Source organism: Patiriisocius marinistellae, assembly GCF_009014635.1.
Taxonomy (GTDB): Bacteria; Bacteroidota; Bacteroidia; order Flavobacteriales; family Flavobacteriaceae; genus Patiriisocius; species Patiriisocius marinistellae.
Map to the genome: position 1 here is coordinate 1 of NZ_BKCF01000005.1, position 14,890 is coordinate 14,890.

The 14,890-nt window shown below is 33.7% G+C and carries 17 protein-coding genes; 6 read left to right on the forward strand and 11 right to left on the reverse strand.

The genetic code is table 11. The features are described 5' to 3' along the window. The 3 genes from GB234_RS11905 to GB234_RS11915 all read left to right on the forward strand — a co-directional run. The coding region (locus GB234_RS11905; RefSeq protein ID WP_151894800.1) for a T9SS type B sorting domain-containing protein at positions 1-1,670 on the forward strand (1,670 nt) is incomplete at its 5' end. Positions 1,671-1,720: 50 nt separating this feature from the next. Further along, positions 1,721-2,674 (forward strand): PorP/SprF family type IX secretion system membrane protein, encoded by a 954-nt coding sequence (locus GB234_RS11910; RefSeq protein WP_151894801.1) that lies wholly within the window; start codon positions 1,721-1,723, stop codon positions 2,672-2,674. A 19-nt stretch (positions 2,675-2,693) separates the two neighbouring features. Next, complete coding sequence (locus tag GB234_RS11915) at positions 2,694-4,643, forward strand: OmpA family protein (RefSeq protein ID WP_151894802.1); 1,950 nt, start codon at positions 2,694-2,696, stop codon at positions 4,641-4,643. A gap of 73 nt (positions 4,644-4,716) precedes the next feature. Here the strand turns inward: GB234_RS11915 and GB234_RS11920 are convergent, their stop codons facing one another. Genes GB234_RS11920 through GB234_RS11930 form a run of 3 tightly spaced genes read right to left on the reverse strand, consistent with a single transcriptional unit; the run spans position 4,717 to position 7,048 of the window. Beyond that, on the reverse strand, positions 4,717-4,953 hold the full coding sequence (locus tag GB234_RS11920) for a hypothetical protein (protein ID WP_151894803.1): 237 nt from the start codon (positions 4,951-4,953) through the stop codon (positions 4,717-4,719). Positions 4,954-4,997: 44 nt separating this feature from the next. Then, positions 4,998-5,768: a TIGR03915 family putative DNA repair protein gene (locus tag GB234_RS11925; RefSeq protein ID WP_151894804.1), complete on the reverse strand. Its 771-nt coding sequence runs from the start codon at positions 5,766-5,768 to the stop codon at positions 4,998-5,000. Then, positions 5,765-7,048, reverse strand: coding sequence for a putative DNA modification/repair radical SAM protein (locus tag GB234_RS11930; RefSeq protein ID WP_151894805.1), 1,284 nt, complete (start codon positions 7,046-7,048; stop codon positions 5,765-5,767). The genes GB234_RS11925 and GB234_RS11930 overlap by 4 nt, the downstream gene beginning before the upstream one ends. A 112-nt stretch (positions 7,049-7,160) precedes the next feature. On the opposite strand from GB234_RS11930, the gene GB234_RS11935 reads away from it, so the two are divergent. Next, positions 7,161-7,931 carry a LexA family transcriptional regulator gene (locus GB234_RS11935; protein WP_151894806.1) on the forward strand — a complete coding sequence of 257 codons (771 nt, stop codon included), beginning with the start codon at positions 7,161-7,163 and terminating at the stop codon, positions 7,929-7,931. 74 nt (positions 7,932-8,005) lie between these two features. Here the strand turns inward: GB234_RS11935 and GB234_RS11940 are convergent, their stop codons facing one another. The 4 genes from GB234_RS11940 to GB234_RS11955 all read right to left on the reverse strand — a co-directional run bounded on the left by GB234_RS11940 (position 8,006) and on the right by GB234_RS11955 (position 10,468). Then, the gene (locus GB234_RS11940; protein ID WP_151894807.1) at positions 8,006-8,242 is read right to left on the reverse strand and encodes a hypothetical protein; all 237 of its coding nucleotides are present in this window, start codon (positions 8,240-8,242) and stop codon (positions 8,006-8,008) included. 20 nt (positions 8,243-8,262) lie between these two features. Beyond that, positions 8,263-8,481, reverse strand: a complete 219-nt coding sequence (locus GB234_RS11945) for a hypothetical protein (protein WP_151894808.1) — start codon at positions 8,479-8,481, stop codon at positions 8,263-8,265. A gap of 47 nt (positions 8,482-8,528) precedes the next feature. Then, on the reverse strand, positions 8,529-8,747 hold the full coding sequence (locus tag GB234_RS11950) for a hypothetical protein (protein ID WP_151894809.1): 219 nt from the start codon (positions 8,745-8,747) through the stop codon (positions 8,529-8,531). Positions 8,748-9,205: 458 nt separating this feature from the next. Continuing rightward, positions 9,206-10,468, reverse strand: a complete 1,263-nt coding sequence (locus GB234_RS11955) for a 3-deoxy-D-manno-octulosonic acid transferase (RefSeq protein WP_151894810.1) — start codon at positions 10,466-10,468, stop codon at positions 9,206-9,208. A gap of 153 nt (positions 10,469-10,621) precedes the next feature. On the opposite strand from GB234_RS11955, the gene GB234_RS11960 reads away from it, so the two are divergent. After that, the gene (locus GB234_RS11960; protein WP_151894811.1) at positions 10,622-11,779 is read left to right on the forward strand and encodes a DegT/DnrJ/EryC1/StrS family aminotransferase; all 1,158 of its coding nucleotides are present in this window, start codon (positions 10,622-10,624) and stop codon (positions 11,777-11,779) included. A gap of 200 nt (positions 11,780-11,979) precedes the next feature. Next, on the forward strand, positions 11,980-12,171 hold the full coding sequence (locus GB234_RS11965) for a hypothetical protein (protein ID WP_151894812.1): 192 nt from the start codon (positions 11,980-11,982) through the stop codon (positions 12,169-12,171). A gap of 77 nt (positions 12,172-12,248) precedes the next feature. On the opposite strand, the gene fabD is transcribed toward GB234_RS11965, so the two are convergent. From fabD to GB234_RS11985, 4 genes are all read right to left on the reverse strand, one after another. Next, on the reverse strand, positions 12,249-13,133 hold the full coding sequence (fabD, locus tag GB234_RS11970) for an ACP S-malonyltransferase (RefSeq protein WP_151894813.1): 885 nt from the start codon (positions 13,131-13,133) through the stop codon (positions 12,249-12,251). 136 nt (positions 13,134-13,269) lie between these two features. Beyond that, positions 13,270-13,770 (reverse strand): pyridoxamine 5'-phosphate oxidase family protein, encoded by a 501-nt coding sequence (locus GB234_RS11975; protein ID WP_151894814.1) that lies wholly within the window; start codon positions 13,768-13,770, stop codon positions 13,270-13,272. Between the two features lie 87 nt (positions 13,771-13,857). Next, a complete protein-coding gene (locus GB234_RS11980; RefSeq protein WP_151894815.1) occupies positions 13,858-14,361 on the reverse strand; it encodes a dihydrofolate reductase in 504 nt (167 codons plus the stop codon). After that, a complete protein-coding gene (locus tag GB234_RS11985) occupies positions 14,358-14,843 on the reverse strand; it encodes a 2TM domain-containing protein (RefSeq protein ID WP_151894816.1) in 486 nt (161 codons plus the stop codon). The genes GB234_RS11980 and GB234_RS11985 overlap by 4 nt, the downstream gene beginning before the upstream one ends. Positions 14,844-14,890: the final 47 nt, after the last annotated feature.

The following is a 14,890-nucleotide window of genomic DNA, read 5'->3' on the forward strand; positions in this document are numbered from 1 at the left end:
TACCACAGAGTCAAGCCTTCTTGGATGCAGATTGTGACGGTGATGGTATTACCAATGGACAAGAGATTATTGACGGTACAGATCCTCAAGATCCTTGTAGTGGAGATGCTGCAAATGCTACATTACCACAATCAGGTGATTACTTGGATGCAGATTGTGATGGTGACGGAGTTACCAATGGTGATGAAATTTCAGATGGAACGGACATTAATGATCCTTGTGACTTTAATGAAGCTAGTGTGACATTGCCGCAGACAGGTGACTTCTTAGATGCAGATTGTGATGGCGATGGTGTTACTAATGGAGATGAAATAAATGACGGAACTGATCCTACCGATCCTTGTGACTTTGATGATGCAAGCGTAACACTTCCACAGACACAAATATTCTTGGATGCAGATTGTGACGGTGATGGTGTTAGTAATGGAGATGAAATTTCAGATGTAACGGACATTAATGATCCTTGTGACTTTAATGAAGCTAGTGTGACATTGCCGCAGACAGGTGACTTCTTAGATGCAGATTGTGATGGTGATGGCGTTAGTAATGGAGATGAAATTTCAGACGGAACTGATCCTACCGACCCTTGTGACTTTAATGATGCAAGCGTAACACTTCCGCAGACACAAATATTCTTGGATGCAGATTGTGATGGTGATGGTGTTACCAATGGAGATGAATTAATGGATGGAACAGACCCATTAGATCCTTGTGATTTCAATATCAATAGTGTTACGCTACCTCAAGATGCGGATTTCTTAGATGCAGATTGTGATGGTGACGGTGTAACTAATGGAGATGAGATTATGGATGGAACAGATCCTACAGATCCTTGTGATTACATTGATGCTAGTCAAACAACAGGAACAAGCACTGCTTGGAACGATTTAGATTGTGATGGTGATGGTGTAACTAATGGTGACGAGATTATGGATGGTACAAACCCTCTTGATCCTTGTAGTTATGATAGTGATAGCCAGGATATAACTAATACAACTACTGCATTTAATAATGCAGATTGTGATGGCGATGGTGTAACTAATGGTGACGAGATTATGGACGGAACTAACCCACTTGATATTTGTGACTTTATTATAGATAGCCAAACGATTGATCCTGCCGCTCAATGGTATGATATTGATTGTGATGGTGATGGGGTAACTAATGGAGATGAATTAATGGATGGGACAGATCCACTAGATCCTTGTGATTTTGAAATTGGAAGTGTAACAGTTGAGCCGAGTATCGCTTTCTTAAATGGTGATTGTGATGGTGATGGCATTCCTAATGGAATAGAACTTGGAGATGATAATGGAAACGGAATACCAGATTACTTAGAAATAAACAATGGTAATCCAGATGGGGACCTTGATATCTTTGATATAATGACTCCTAACGGAGATGGATTGAATGATGTGTTTACTATAAGAGGTATTCACTTATACCCTAATAATAATGTGAAAATATATAACCGTTGGGGAGTATTAGTTTATGATGTTGATGGATATGCGCAAGGTGATAACTTCTTTAGAGGCTTCTCTGATGGTCGTGTAACAGTAACAGAGGAGGAGCAACTTCCTGTAGGAACTTATTATTATGTTGTTCGCTACGTTGTGGAAAGTGGAGAAACTAAAAAACAAGCTGGTCCATTATACATCAATAGAAAATAAATAAATCAATAATAATCCCGCCTTTGTTGGCGGGGTTTAAATAAAGACTTATGAAAAAATTACTTATACCTTTTTTGGGGTTGCTGTTTCTAGGGTTTTCCAGCGTTGAGAGCTATGGTCAACAAGATGCCCAATATACCCAGTATATGTATAATACATTGAGTATCAATCCTGCCTATGCTGGTAGTCGTGATGTCTTCAGTTTTTTAGGATTGTACAGAAACCAATGGTTTAATAGTATTGAAGGTGCTCCTAATACACTAACATTATCTGCTCATTCTCCTGTGGGAGAACATGTAGGGTTAGGTTTAAATATTGTAAGGGATGAAATCTTTATTACGAATGAAACATATTTTGACCTTGCTTTTAGTTACAATTTTAATATAACAGAGAAAGGAAAACTTTCTTTAGGTCTCAAAGGAGGAGGTCATTTATTGGATGTAGATACAGCACGTTTAAATACGGGTGGGTTTAATAATGGCGACCCAGACGCCGAGATCAATATAGACAATAAGTTTTCTCCTCAATTTGGTTTAGGGGCTTATTATTACACTGATAAATTTTATGTTGGCTTAAGTGCACCAAATGTTTTAGAAACTGATCATTTTGATGAGAGCCAAACAGACCCTAATAGTCTTTCTAGTGCAACAGCTAAGGAGAAGATAAACTATTACCTTATGGCAGGTTATGTGTTTGAAATAAATTCTGACTTAGATTTAAAACCATCTGGATTATTAAAAGCTGTTGAAGGAGCACCTATTGCGGTAGATCTTTCTTTAAACGCTTTGATAAAAGATAAAGTTACTTTAGGAGTTGCGTATAGATGGAGTGCAGCAGTTAGTGCAATGGCAGGTTTTCAAGTAACAGATAAAGTAATGCTTGGATTTGCGTATGACCGTGAAACAACAGAACTAAATCAATACAATTCAGGTTCGTATGAGATTTTCTTACGCTATGAGTTATTCAAGAAAGAGGAGCGTTTAATTTCTCCAAGATTCTTTTAATATTTTAAACAACTGACAGATGAAATATTGTATTAATATTATTGCAGTTATTTTCTTGCTAAACGCAGGGTTAGTAAATGCTCAAAAGAAGGCAATTAAAAAAGGTAATAAAGAAATTGAAGGCTATTCTTATATAGATGCGCAAGAACAATATCTTAAACTTGCTGACGAAGGTTTTAAGTCTGAAGATTTATTTAAGGGTCTAGGTGACTCCTATTACTTTACAGCAGATTACATAAACGCTTCAAAATGGTATGGTGAGTTATATCAATTTATGGAGTTAAATGATACTCCAGATTACCTATATAGATACGCACAATCTTTAAAAAGTGCTGAACAATATAAATTATCTAATAAGATAATGATTGAGTATAGAAGTGCTGCTGGTATTCCTGATCCAAAAGAAAATAATGAGGAGAAAATGAAAGAAATAGTTTATAATTCTGGTAGATATGAAATACGACCGGTTTCTTTCAATTCATCGTTATCAGATTTTGCTCCAGCTTTCAATGGTAATAAATTAACATTCGCATCTAATCGTATTGTAGGAAGCAAGCCTGATAAAATTCATAATTGGAATGAACAACCTTTCTTGGATTTGTATTCTGTAATTATGGAAGGTGCTTATTCTGGGACTGTACCTGAGAAAATTGATGACAAGTTAAATACTCAATATCATGAGTCGACAGCTGTTTACACTAAAGATTTGAATACAATATATTTCACAAGAAATAATTATACAAAAGGAGATTATAAATCTGACAATAGTGGAACAAATAGATTAAAGTTGTACAGAGGAATTAAAAACGAAAAAGAAAAATGGGATATTATTGAACTTCCATTTAATAGCAATGAATATTCTGTAGCCCATCCAGCTTTGAGTGTGGATGAGAAAACATTATATTTTGCCAGTGACATGCCAGGAGGTTTTGGACTTTCAGACTTATATAAAGTAGATATTACAAACGATGGTTTTGGAACTCCTATAAACTTAGGTGATAACTTTAATACAGAGCAAAGAGATACATTCCCATTTATTAGCAGCGATAACATGTTATATTATGCATCAGAAGGACTTACTGGTTTAGGTGGTTTAGATATATTTGTTGCAGACTTAAATCAAAATACTGCCTTTGATGGTATTGTCAATGTTGGTAAACCAATAAATAGCCCTAAAGATGATTTTGGCTTTATTATACATGGAATATCTAGAAAAGGTTTCTTTTCTTCTAATAGAGATGGAGGAAAAGGATTTGATGATATTTATGGGTTAACTGAATTAAAACAACTTCAACGTATTTGTACTCAATCTGTAATAGGAATTATTCGTGATAAAAATACCAATCAAATTATCTCAGGTGCTAAAGTAATTTTGCTAAGCGATGCTAATGAAGTTTTAGCAGAAGATATCTCAGATGATAATGGAGCATTTAAATTAGGGGAGATTGATTGTGAAAGAACTTATACTGCAAGAGCAACAAAAAATGGATATAGTATTGCTGAAAAAATTTTCACAAGTACTGCTGAGCTAGCATTAGAACTTGACCTTACTCTTAATATGTCGCCTATAATTACAGGTCCATCTGTTGCTATTGGAACAGATTTAACAACCCTGTTAAATTTAGAAAATATTAATTTTGACTATGATAAAAGTTTTATTAGACCAGACGCAGCTGCGATTTTACAACGAGTTGTTAACTATATGAATGAATACCCAACGGTTAAAATTGATGTGCGTTCACATACAGACTCAAGAGGTAGAGATTCCTACAACCAAAAACTATCTCAAAGAAGAAATAAAGCGACAAGAGAGTGGTTGATTAACAAAGGCGGTATTTCAAGTACTAGATTATCAGGTCAAGGATATGGTGAGTCAAGGTTGGTTAATGAGTGTTCTAATGGCGTTCCTTGTGGGGATGAAAAACATGAAAGAAATAGAAGATCTGAGTTTATAGTAGTTAGTAAATAAACCTTAATACTTAAGCAATAAAAAACCCATTTGTCTCAAGGCAAATGGGTTTTGTAATTTAAACTACAATAAATTAATTATCGTCGTTCCCTTCAATTTCATCTTCAACTTCTTGAGCAGCGTTTTCAATAGCATCACCAGTCTTTTCTGCAGCATTTTCAATAGCATCTCCAGCTTCTTCAAGATTGTTTTCAATATCCTCACCAGCTTTTTCAAGAGCTTCATTAGTGCTGTCTTTTGTAGTTTCTCTACAAGAAGAAATTGATACTACCATTGCTAAAGCAGCAAATGTTACAAGTACTTTTTTCATAATGTTTGGGTTAAGTGTTAATGGTGCAAAGGTAATAATTTTTCCTATTGAGGATTCTTTTCACTTAAATATTTCCAGTACCTTTTAGGTACATGTCTTACATGTAATTTCATATTTTTTCGTGATTTGATATTTGTGCTTTTAAAATAATTTTTCCATAAATTTTGATAGTCAAATTCTTCTAAAGTAAAATAATTACTGTTTTTTTCTGAAATATTAATTGAACGGTCAAGATCAATACAAATGGTTTCTACCGTTTTTAAATTATAATACAAACCATATTTTCGTTTTAAATCATAAATAATCCATCGTTGGTCTGCATACCTATTTTTAAAATGTTTCAAATTTAACGGCAATACGTTAAAGTCGGGTTCAATAGTAGCAAAGTAAATACCATCTTTCGTAAGTCTAAATCTCACAAAAGCATCCATACGGTGTTTTTCTCTTCGTACCATTTTTGCAACTTTAGAGGTTCTTAAAACATGTTTATTTCCATAGTCACCATCAATACTTTTTAAGCTCTTAAACGCATATCTTATATATTCAAGCAAGGTGTTTTCTATATCATCATATTCACTTAAAAAAGCACGATAAATGTTAGAAGTACCCGCTGACGAACATTTTTTTTTCAATCCTTTCCAGACTCTCTCTGCTTTTCTTTCTTCAGTAATAACTGTTTCACAAACCTCAAAAAAAGTATCTGTAGCAATGGTTGATTTACAGATGCTTACCTTATCAATTTTTCGTTCATAAACCTCAAAGACGCATGTTAAAAAACCTTCAAAACTCCCATCATATTTAAGTATGAAAATCATACGCTCAGGGGAAGATTAGAAGTGAAAAGGTTTAATTGATTACTATACGTTTTTGAAAATTTACTTTTTGATTCTTGTAAAATAAGTCCTTTTATTTGAGCAGCAGTCCTGTCTTTTGTTTCAAAATTTCTAGAATTACACACCATAAAATATTTTGCTCTGTTGAGCGCTATACCAATTGCCTTTAAATGTTCCCAATTTAATTTTCGAAACCTTCGAGCATTAATAATTTTATGGACACTCTTCATTCCAAGACCAGGAATTCTTGCAAGCATGCGTTTATCTGCTGTATTGACATCAATTGGAAAGTGCTGAAGATTACGTAAAGCCCAACTTAATTTTGGATCAACATCAGTATCAAGATTAGGATGTTCCTTATTCAAAAGCTCTCTTACATCAAATCCATAAAACCTTAGTAACCAATCTGTCTGGTACAATCTATTCTCTCTAAGTACAGGAACTTCAGTGCCAATGGAAGGTAACCGCTCGTCATAACTAATAGGAATGTATCCAGAATAATACACTCTTTTTAAATTATAATTTTTATAAAATTGAGCAGAGGTATACATGATTTCTGCATCTGTTTCTCCACTTGCACCTACAATCATTTGAGTGCTTTGACCTGCAGGCGCATAAATAGGGGTAGATTTTATAAGCTTCTTTTCATTCTTATATTGTATAATTTCATTTTTAACCTTTTCCATCGGTTTTATAAAATCTGCTCTGTTTTTATCCGGAGCTAATAATTTTAATCCTTTTACAGAAGGTATTTCAATATTAACCGAAAGTCTATCAGCATACAGCCCAGCTTCTCGCATCAACTCATCACTTGCCCCAGGGATTGACTTTAAATGGATATAACCGTTAAAATTTTCTTCCTCTCGTAATTTTTTTGCAACTGCAATAAGTCGTTCCATTGTGTAGTCTGCATCTTTGAAAATACCACTACTTAAAAAAAGACCCTCAATATAATTTCGGCGATAGAAGTTGATGGTTAAATCCACCACTTCTTGTACTTTAAATGCTGCGCGTTTGATGTCGTTACTTTTCCGAGTAACACAATAGGCACAGTCAAAAATGCAATGATTAGTCAAAAGTATTTTTAGTAGTGAAACACATCGACCATCCTCAGTGTAGGTATGACAAATACCCATACCACTGCTATCACCAAGACCTTTGTTTTTATTAGATCGTTTACTACCACTTGAAGAGCACGATACATCATATTTTGCTGCATCAGCAAGGATGTTTAATTTTTCTTTAATGCGTTCAAAATTCATAAATTAGTAATTTTTTCTTCGGAAATATTACAAAATTATGGAAATAATCCGTTAAGTGGGAAAAATTCCGAAGAAAAATTTGGATATATTCCAAAAAAAAGTATATTTGAATATGGAATCAAAACTTTCTATCGAAGCTCGAAGATTTAAAAAAATTAGAGAAGAGCAACATCACACCCAACAATCGTTTGCCGAATTACTGAAAATAGGAGCGACAACGGCAGATATTGAACGTGGTAAGACTAAAATTTCTGGTAAAATAGTGATGGAATTACTTAAACAATTTTCAATAAATCCTTTGTGGTTATTTGGAGAAAGCTATACTAAAGTTGTTAATATTAATGGGGGAGACGTTAGTCCTAAAGTAATTACACTTGATGTTAATCAAAATGATACGATTGCTTTAGTAAATCAAAAGGCAGCTGCAGGGTATCCACACAATATTCAAGATGTTGAATGGTATGAAACATTGCCGGCTTTTAACATTCCACTGCCACAGTATCGCAATGCAACGTATAGGGGTTTTCAAGTAGAGGGTGATAGTATGCTCCCTAATATTAGGCCTAATGAATGGGTATTAGGAAAAGCTGTTCCTAATGTTTCAGAAGCCAGTGATAGCAAAATTTATATAGTAGTATTGAATGATTCTGTTCTCGTAAAAAAATTACAAAAAGTACCTAATTCTCCCGAGAAAGTAAGGCTTATATCATTAAATCAAGAATACATTCCTATTGAAGTTGAGGTTAAAAATATTCAAGAATTATGGTTAGTGAATAGCAAGCTTACATTTGGGATTGACGAGCCTAATGAAAGCTCACTCTTAAGAGAGCTACAACAATCAATGGAAGAGTTAAAAGGGCAGATTAATAATTTAAACACTTAACTTAAATGCTATTAAAAAAAAAAGCGATTCTTATATAAGAATCGCTTTTCTCTTTTAAAAATGATAATTATTTTTTAATTATTATCATCTGTTTTGATTTTAACGTCGCCATTATCATCTGTTTTGATTTTAACTTCGTCACCATCAACTTCTTTGATTTTGACTTTATCACCACCGTCTTTCATTTCAATGTCGGCGTTATTGTCACGAGCGTCTTCAATAATAGTTTCAGCTTCAGTCTTTTTTTTATCTTCACAAGAGGTAAGTCCTATTGCGAATATGGCAACTGCCATTAAAATTATTTTTTTCATTTAATTGTTTTAAATGGTTATTAGTTGTCGTCTTCTCCTGTAATTGCATCTTCTACATCATCTGCAGCATCTTCGATCGCATCACCTGCATCGTCAATTGCATCTTCGATATCATCCGCAACATCGTCTGCATCATCAGTTACTTCTACTTCTATTGTTTCTTTTTTAGTATCTCTGCAAGAAACAAATGTTGTTCCAAGTACTGCTACTGCTGCTAGTGTTAAAAATATTCTTTTCATAATATATTGAGTTAAGGTTAATGTTAGTTTATTAAAAATTATTGTGATTAGTCATCATCACCTATTCTGTCTATCTCTTCATCAATTTCATCATTGACTCTCTCGTCAACTTTTTTTGCAGCACGTTCTAGAATGCCGTCATCGTCTGTGCTTTTTGCTTCTACTTCACGAATAACTGTTTTAGTTTCAGTTGTTTTTTCTCTACAAGAAGTTGTTGTAGCAAATGTAACAACTAATAATGTTAGGGATAAAATTATTTTTCTCATAATGATAGGTTAATGTTAAGAGTAGTACAAATGTAAATTTTTAACATTCTTGATATGATAATTTTATGATAAAACTTTCGTAAAGCATTCACAATTTTTCTGTACTTTATAAAGAAAAAATGTCCTTTAAATTATTATATTTTTCTTAGAAAAACTTCAAAAAAATAATACCAAGGAATGAATGGATACAAACCGTAAAGACTATTACAGAGTGCGTGATTTCTATATACATTAGTTAAATAATATGAATATTGAACTTGCTAAAATATCTCCAATAAGGGTATTCACAGGAACATATACATATATTTATTAAGAAGGAAATTTTTTGCAGTAGGAGTAAACTTCACTCGGGAAGAGGTAGTATCACCAGATTTTAATAATTATCGTAATTGAAACTTACAAAGAGCTATTACCTTTTAGACGGTATTTGAATAAAGCGGTGAAAGTATAAAATGTAACTATATTTTTCCCGTATATTCCATCACTACTTTTGTAGCCCCAGTATTACTATTAATCCAATGCCCAGAAATCATCCCAGTTTTACTTCGGAAATTTTTATCAATTACTAATTTGTCAAGTATTTCACTACATTCTTCCTTATTGCTAATCGAAAATAATCCAGCCAAAGAACGAAGCCTTTCCGCCTCAGGAAATTTTGAGTAATTACATCCTATTACAATAGGAACCCCAAAAGTTGCAGGTTCTAAAATGTTATGCAAACCGGTATTTCCCATCGCTCCACCCACATAAGCAATATCTGCATAACTATATATTTTAGTCAACAACCCTATAGTGTCAATTATGAATACTTGATTGTCTTCTATTTTCAAAGGGTCAGCATTTTTTGCAATATGCTCAGATAATGTTTCACTATATGAAATATTTTCAACCTTTAATTTATTTCGTAAACTCATCACTTTTGAGACTTCTATTTGGTGGGGAGCTACTATAAACTTTGTGGTTTTTGGAGCATTATTTATGTAATCAATAAGTACATCCTCATCTTCTGGCCACGTACTTCCGCAAACAATACATGTGGCATCTCCTTTAAATTTTTCTATAAAAGTAAGTGTATTGTCCATTTCAATTTGGTGTGATACACGATCAAACCTTGTGTCACCACTAACAGTACAGTTAGTAAAGCCTAGTTTTTTCAATAGTTTCTCACTATTTTGGTCTTGGAGAAAAAAATGGTTAAAAGCTGTAAGTGCTTTACGCATAAAATTTCCATAGGGTTTAAAGAAGAGTTGATTTTCTCTAAATACACCTGAGACTAAAAGAGTTTTAATGTTGTTACGTTTCAGCTGTGCTAAATAATTGGGCCAAAATTCATACTTCACAAATACTGCAAGCGATGGGTTTATAGCCTTAATAAATTGCTTTGCATTAGCCGTTGTATCCATTGGTAAATACGCAACAGCGTCTGCAATGGGCGTGTTTTTTTTATTTTCGTAGCCAGATGGTGAGAAAAAAGTTACAACCAATTTATGCTGCGGAAACTTTAATTTCATAGCTTCCATTATAGGTAATCCTTGTTCAAATTCGCCCAAAGAGGCACAATGAAACCATATTGTTTTATCGCCAAGTTTAATTTGAGTATTTAAAATAGCAAATGTTTTTTTTCTTCCTTGAACAAATAATTTGAGTTTAGGGACAACCCATTGCGCTACCCAAAGACCAGCAGAGATAATATATGTAAGTACGTTATAGATGATGCGCATAGGCTGCTAAATTACAAAATTGCGGTTTATAGTTTTCATCAACGACAATACTCTTTTGCATCTTGTATTTTAGTATTTTTGCATTTTAGAAATAAATAATAGGTTTTCTGACAAACGATATTAAATAGTTACCCCACTTACAGGGCGTTGAAGATGAAAAAAATACAAATGGTAGACCTTAAGGGTCAATATGCTGCAATTAAAGAGCGCGTAGACGCTTCTATTCAAGAAGTAATTGAGACAACTGCTTTTATAAATGGGCCAGAGGTAAAAGCTTTTCAAGAGGAATTAGAAAGTTATTTAGGTGTAAAACACGTTATTCCATGTGCTAATGGGACAGATGCTTTGCAAATAGCAATGATGGGTCTTGGTTTAAAACCTGGTGACGAAGTAATTACTGCAGATTTTACCTTTGCTGCAACTGTAGAAGTAATTGCTCTTTTGCAATTAACGCCTGTTTTAGTTGATGTTGATCCAGTAAACTTTAACATTGATATTGCTGCGTTAGAGAAAGCAATAACACCTAAAACAAAAGCAATTGTTCCTGTTCATTTATTTGGACTTGCGGCAAATATGGATGAAATAATGGAGCTTGCTGACCGCCATAACCTTTATGTAATTGAGGATAATGCACAAGGTATAGGTTCAAAATATACATCAAAAGATGGTACAAAGACAATGACAGGCGGAATAGGTCACGTAGGGTCTACGTCATTTTTCCCTTCTAAAAACCTTGGATGTTATGGAGATGGAGGTGCTATATTTACCAATGATGATGATTTAGCACATACTTTAAGAGGAATCGTAAATCATGGAATGTATATTCGCTATCATCATGATGTAGTAGGAGTAAATTCTAGATTAGATTCTATCCAAGCAGCAGTATTGCGTGCAAAATTGCCAAAATTAAATGAATACAATACAGCGCGTAGAAATGCAGCAAGAAAATACTCAGCAGCCTTTGCTGGTGTTGAACAAATTGTAACTCCTACTGGTTATTGTAATGCTGGAAATACAATTTGCGATACCTGTGATTGTCATGTGTTTCATCAATATACACTACGAATAATCAATTCAGATAGAGATGCACTAGTGAAGCATCTAAATGATAATGATATTCCTTGTGGAGTTTATTACCCAATTCCATTACACTTACAAAAAGCATATGCCGATTCTAGATATAATGAAGCTGACTTTAAAGTAACAAATCAATTAGTTAAAGAAGTTATATCATTACCAATGCATACAGAGCTTGATGATGACCAGATAGAATTTATCACTAAGACAGTGATAGATTTTGTAACAAAATAATTGTTACAAAAAATAATGCTCAAATGTAAATAAACTCATTTGGGCTTTTTTTGTGCCTTTTTTGCTCAAAAAAAGTAATTTCTGCTCATTTTTAGTCAATTAACAGTGGTTTAACGAAGGTTTAACTGTTTAATATTGGAATTGTTACTAGTGATTTGTTGTTTTGTAACCGTTGGAAAAACTCCAGTAAAATTAAAGTTATGAAGTTGATTAAAATTAGAAGAAAAACTAGAACTGAAAAAAGATTTTCACCTGCAATGGGTATTTTGACTGCAAATGTAACGTACGTTAAAAAAACAGTCTTAAGCATTCCAGTTAAAACATTACACAAGTATAGAGAAACCTATTATGGCGAAGTAAAAGATTGCGAAGATTGTAGAATAACAGCATAACGCAGCTTAATAAATTAAAAATCCCGAATGAACATTTTGTTTCATTCGGGATTTTCAATTTTATGGTTATTGAGATTTTAGCTTATTTCAGCTTTGCTTGTGGTAACACCTCTATCAATTTTGCGCATTAAACCTTGAAGTACATTTCCTGGGCCTACTTCAACAAATTCCGTTGCACCATCTTTAATCATGTTCTGCATGCTTTGTGTCCATTTAACAGGTGCTGTTAATTGGAAAATCAAATTTTCTTGAATTTCCTTTGGATCTGTAACTGCAAACGTAGAAACGTTTTGATAAATTGGGCAAGCAGGTTCTGTGAATACTGTTTCTTTAATTGCTGCGGCAAGTTCTTCTCTAGCGGGTTCCATCAATGGACTGTGAAAAGCGCCACCTACAGGTAAAATTAATGCTCTTTTTGCGCCAGCTTCTTTTAAAGCTTCACATGCTTTTCCAACAGCTGCTATATCACCGCTTATTACTAATTGTCCAGGGCAATTGTAATTTGCGGCTACAACAATCCCATCTTGGTTTGCACAAATAGATTCCACCGTACTATCTTCTAATCCTAAAACAGCGGCCATAGTACTAGGTGTTGATTCACATGCTTTTTGCATTGCTAAGGCACGTTTGTAAACTAATTTTAACCCATCATCAAAAGCAATGGTACGATTTGCTACTAATGCCGAAATTTCTCCAAGTGAGTGACCTGCAACCATATCTGGTTTAAAGGCATCACCCATTACTTCGGCAAGGATTGTGGAGTGCAAAAATATTGCGGGTTGTGTAACTTTAGTTTCCTTTAGTTCTTCAGGTGTGCCTTCAAACATTATTTTGGTTATATCAAACCCTAAAATATCATTTGCACGTTCAAACATTTCTTTAGCTTTTGGCGAGGAATCAAATAGATCTTTCCCCATTCCTGTAAATTGGGCGCCTTGTCCTGGAAATACGTATGCTTTCATAGTTAGTTTTAGTTTTATAATTTGTAAAAATAATTAAACCTCTTTCAAATGAATGAAAGAGGTTCAAATAATTAATATTTCAGAAGAAAATAATATATGCTTCGGAAATATTAATGGGGAAAATAATTGTTTTTAATTAAACTTTTAGTGTTCCTGAAACACCTAAATCTTGTTTTTCTCCAGTAACAGCAGCTTTACCCATTTTAAACAAGCTCACTAATGCATTACTTTTTGAATCCCAATAAGCGGCTTCCTTAGGAGCAAATTTTATCGCTGTAATCTTTGGGTCATTAACACCTTCAAACCAAGCATCATCGGTGCTGCTATATAGCTCTTTAATTATATCTTTATCTCTAAAAATACCTGCATTTCCATAAACACTCAAAAACTTCATGTTTTTATTACCGTTGTAGAATAATTGGGTTTCACTATTTGCAGCAATATTTTTATTGTGCTCACTGTTTGCGTTACTTAAAAACCAGATGCTACCATCTTCTTCTACTTTTTTAGTAGACATTGGTACAGCATTAAGTGGCTTTTCGCCCAAGTTAGTGACCATCATTGCAAAATCAACTGCTTCAGCAATTTGTTTAATTTTATCTTTCGCGTCTTGATTATATAGGTTTTGTGTGCTCATAGTTTTTTATTTTTAATAAAGATACTACGAGGATTAGTTACTTTGCGCTAAGAAATTACTAAACTAAAACGAATGTTTTGTTAAAAATTAAATACGCTCCCATGTCTCATAAGTAAAGGCATATTTATGCTTTTCGTCTTTCTCGTGTTTTTCTTTTAAAACTAACTCCCATTGAGTTTTATCAAATTCAGGGAAATAAGTATCAACTTCAAAAGTGCCATGAACTCTAGTAAGTTCAATACGGTCAGTAACCTCTATGCCCAATTTATATATCTCGCCACCACCTATTATAAAAGGAGTGGTATCGATTGAAGCTTTAATCAATGCTGCATCAATCGAGTTTACAACAATAACATCTTGTTCGCGACCTTCAGGAACTTTTGGAGTGTACTTTTTACTTCGTGTAATAATAATATGCAATCTTCCGGGTAAGGGTTTAGGGAAAGACTCAAACGTTTTACGCCCCATGATCATAGGGTGTCCCGTAGTAAGTTTCTTAAACCTTTTAAAGTCGTCTGGTAAATGCCAAACTAAATCGTTGTCTTTACCAAGTTCATTATTCTCGCCAGCGGCCGCTATTATTGTAATCATCCTTGTTCTGGGGGTAGTTGGTTAGGGTTGTTCTTTTTAACTCTAGGAAGTTCTGATTTTGTGTCGCGGGTCATTTCTTTGAGCGCGTCTTGTTCTTTTGCAATTTTATTTTCTCTAACAGTAACTTCTTGCATTGCTTGTTTTTTAAGTTCGGCAACGCGTACTTCTTGTTTTGCTTTTAGTTTTTCTAATTGTTTGTCTTCCCATTCTTTGTCCATAAATTTATTAGTGATAAATACATTGAAAAGATGAATTAGAAATATAAAGACCCAAATTAATATTGCAAAAATCCACCAATCGTTTGGTAAAATATCTTTACCTACGTTAAGAATATTCAAAACAATAATTAAAACCGAACCTGCTAGAAAGGCCACAAAATGCCGCATCAGTTTTTTCTTTTGGGCAATACGACGACGGGCATAATCATACTGCTCGCGTGATTCAGAATCAATTCTTTCTTTATTTTTATTTTTTGAAAACATAGTTGGTTACCTTTATAGTTGGTATAATATATAGTAAAAGTACCCAA

Coding starts and splice junctions, on each gene's coding strand:
- GB234_RS11940 (WP_151894807.1), bottom strand. CDS start 8,242: ATGAAAAAAATAATTTTAATGGCAGTTGCCATATTCGCAATAGGACTT.
- GB234_RS11975 (WP_151894814.1), bottom strand. CDS start 13,770: ATGAGCACACAAAACCTATATAATCAAGACGCGAAAGATAAAATTAAA.
- GB234_RS11955 (WP_151894810.1), bottom strand. CDS start 10,468: ATGCGCATCATCTATAACGTACTTACATATATTATCTCTGCTGGTCTT.
- GB234_RS11985 (WP_151894816.1), bottom strand. CDS start 14,843: ATGTTTTCAAAAAATAAAAATAAAGAAAGAATTGATTCTGAATCACGC.
- GB234_RS11935 (WP_151894806.1), top strand. CDS start 7,161: ATGGAATCAAAACTTTCTATCGAAGCTCGAAGATTTAAAAAAATTAGA.
- GB234_RS11980 (WP_151894815.1), bottom strand. CDS start 14,361: ATGATTACAATAATAGCGGCCGCTGGCGAGAATAATGAACTTGGTAAA.
- GB234_RS11950 (WP_151894809.1), bottom strand. CDS start 8,747: ATGAGAAAAATAATTTTATCCCTAACATTATTAGTTGTTACATTTGCT.
- GB234_RS11930 (WP_151894805.1), bottom strand. CDS start 7,048: ATGAATTTTGAACGCATTAAAGAAAAATTAAACATCCTTGCTGATGCA.
- GB234_RS11945 (WP_151894808.1), bottom strand. CDS start 8,481: ATGAAAAGAATATTTTTAACACTAGCAGCAGTAGCAGTACTTGGAACA.
- fabD (WP_151894813.1), bottom strand. CDS start 13,133: ATGAAAGCATACGTATTTCCAGGACAAGGCGCCCAATTTACAGGAATG.
- GB234_RS11920 (WP_151894803.1), bottom strand. CDS start 4,953: ATGAAAAAAGTACTTGTAACATTTGCTGCTTTAGCAATGGTAGTATCA.
- GB234_RS11910 (WP_151894801.1), top strand. CDS start 1,721: ATGAAAAAATTACTTATACCTTTTTTGGGGTTGCTGTTTCTAGGGTTT.
- GB234_RS11915 (WP_151894802.1), top strand. CDS start 2,694: ATGAAATATTGTATTAATATTATTGCAGTTATTTTCTTGCTAAACGCA.
- GB234_RS11960 (WP_151894811.1), top strand. CDS start 10,622: ATGAAAAAAATACAAATGGTAGACCTTAAGGGTCAATATGCTGCAATT.
- GB234_RS11965 (WP_151894812.1), top strand. CDS start 11,980: ATGAAGTTGATTAAAATTAGAAGAAAAACTAGAACTGAAAAAAGATTT.
- GB234_RS11925 (WP_151894804.1), bottom strand. CDS start 5,768: ATGATTTTCATACTTAAATATGATGGGAGTTTTGAAGGTTTTTTAACA.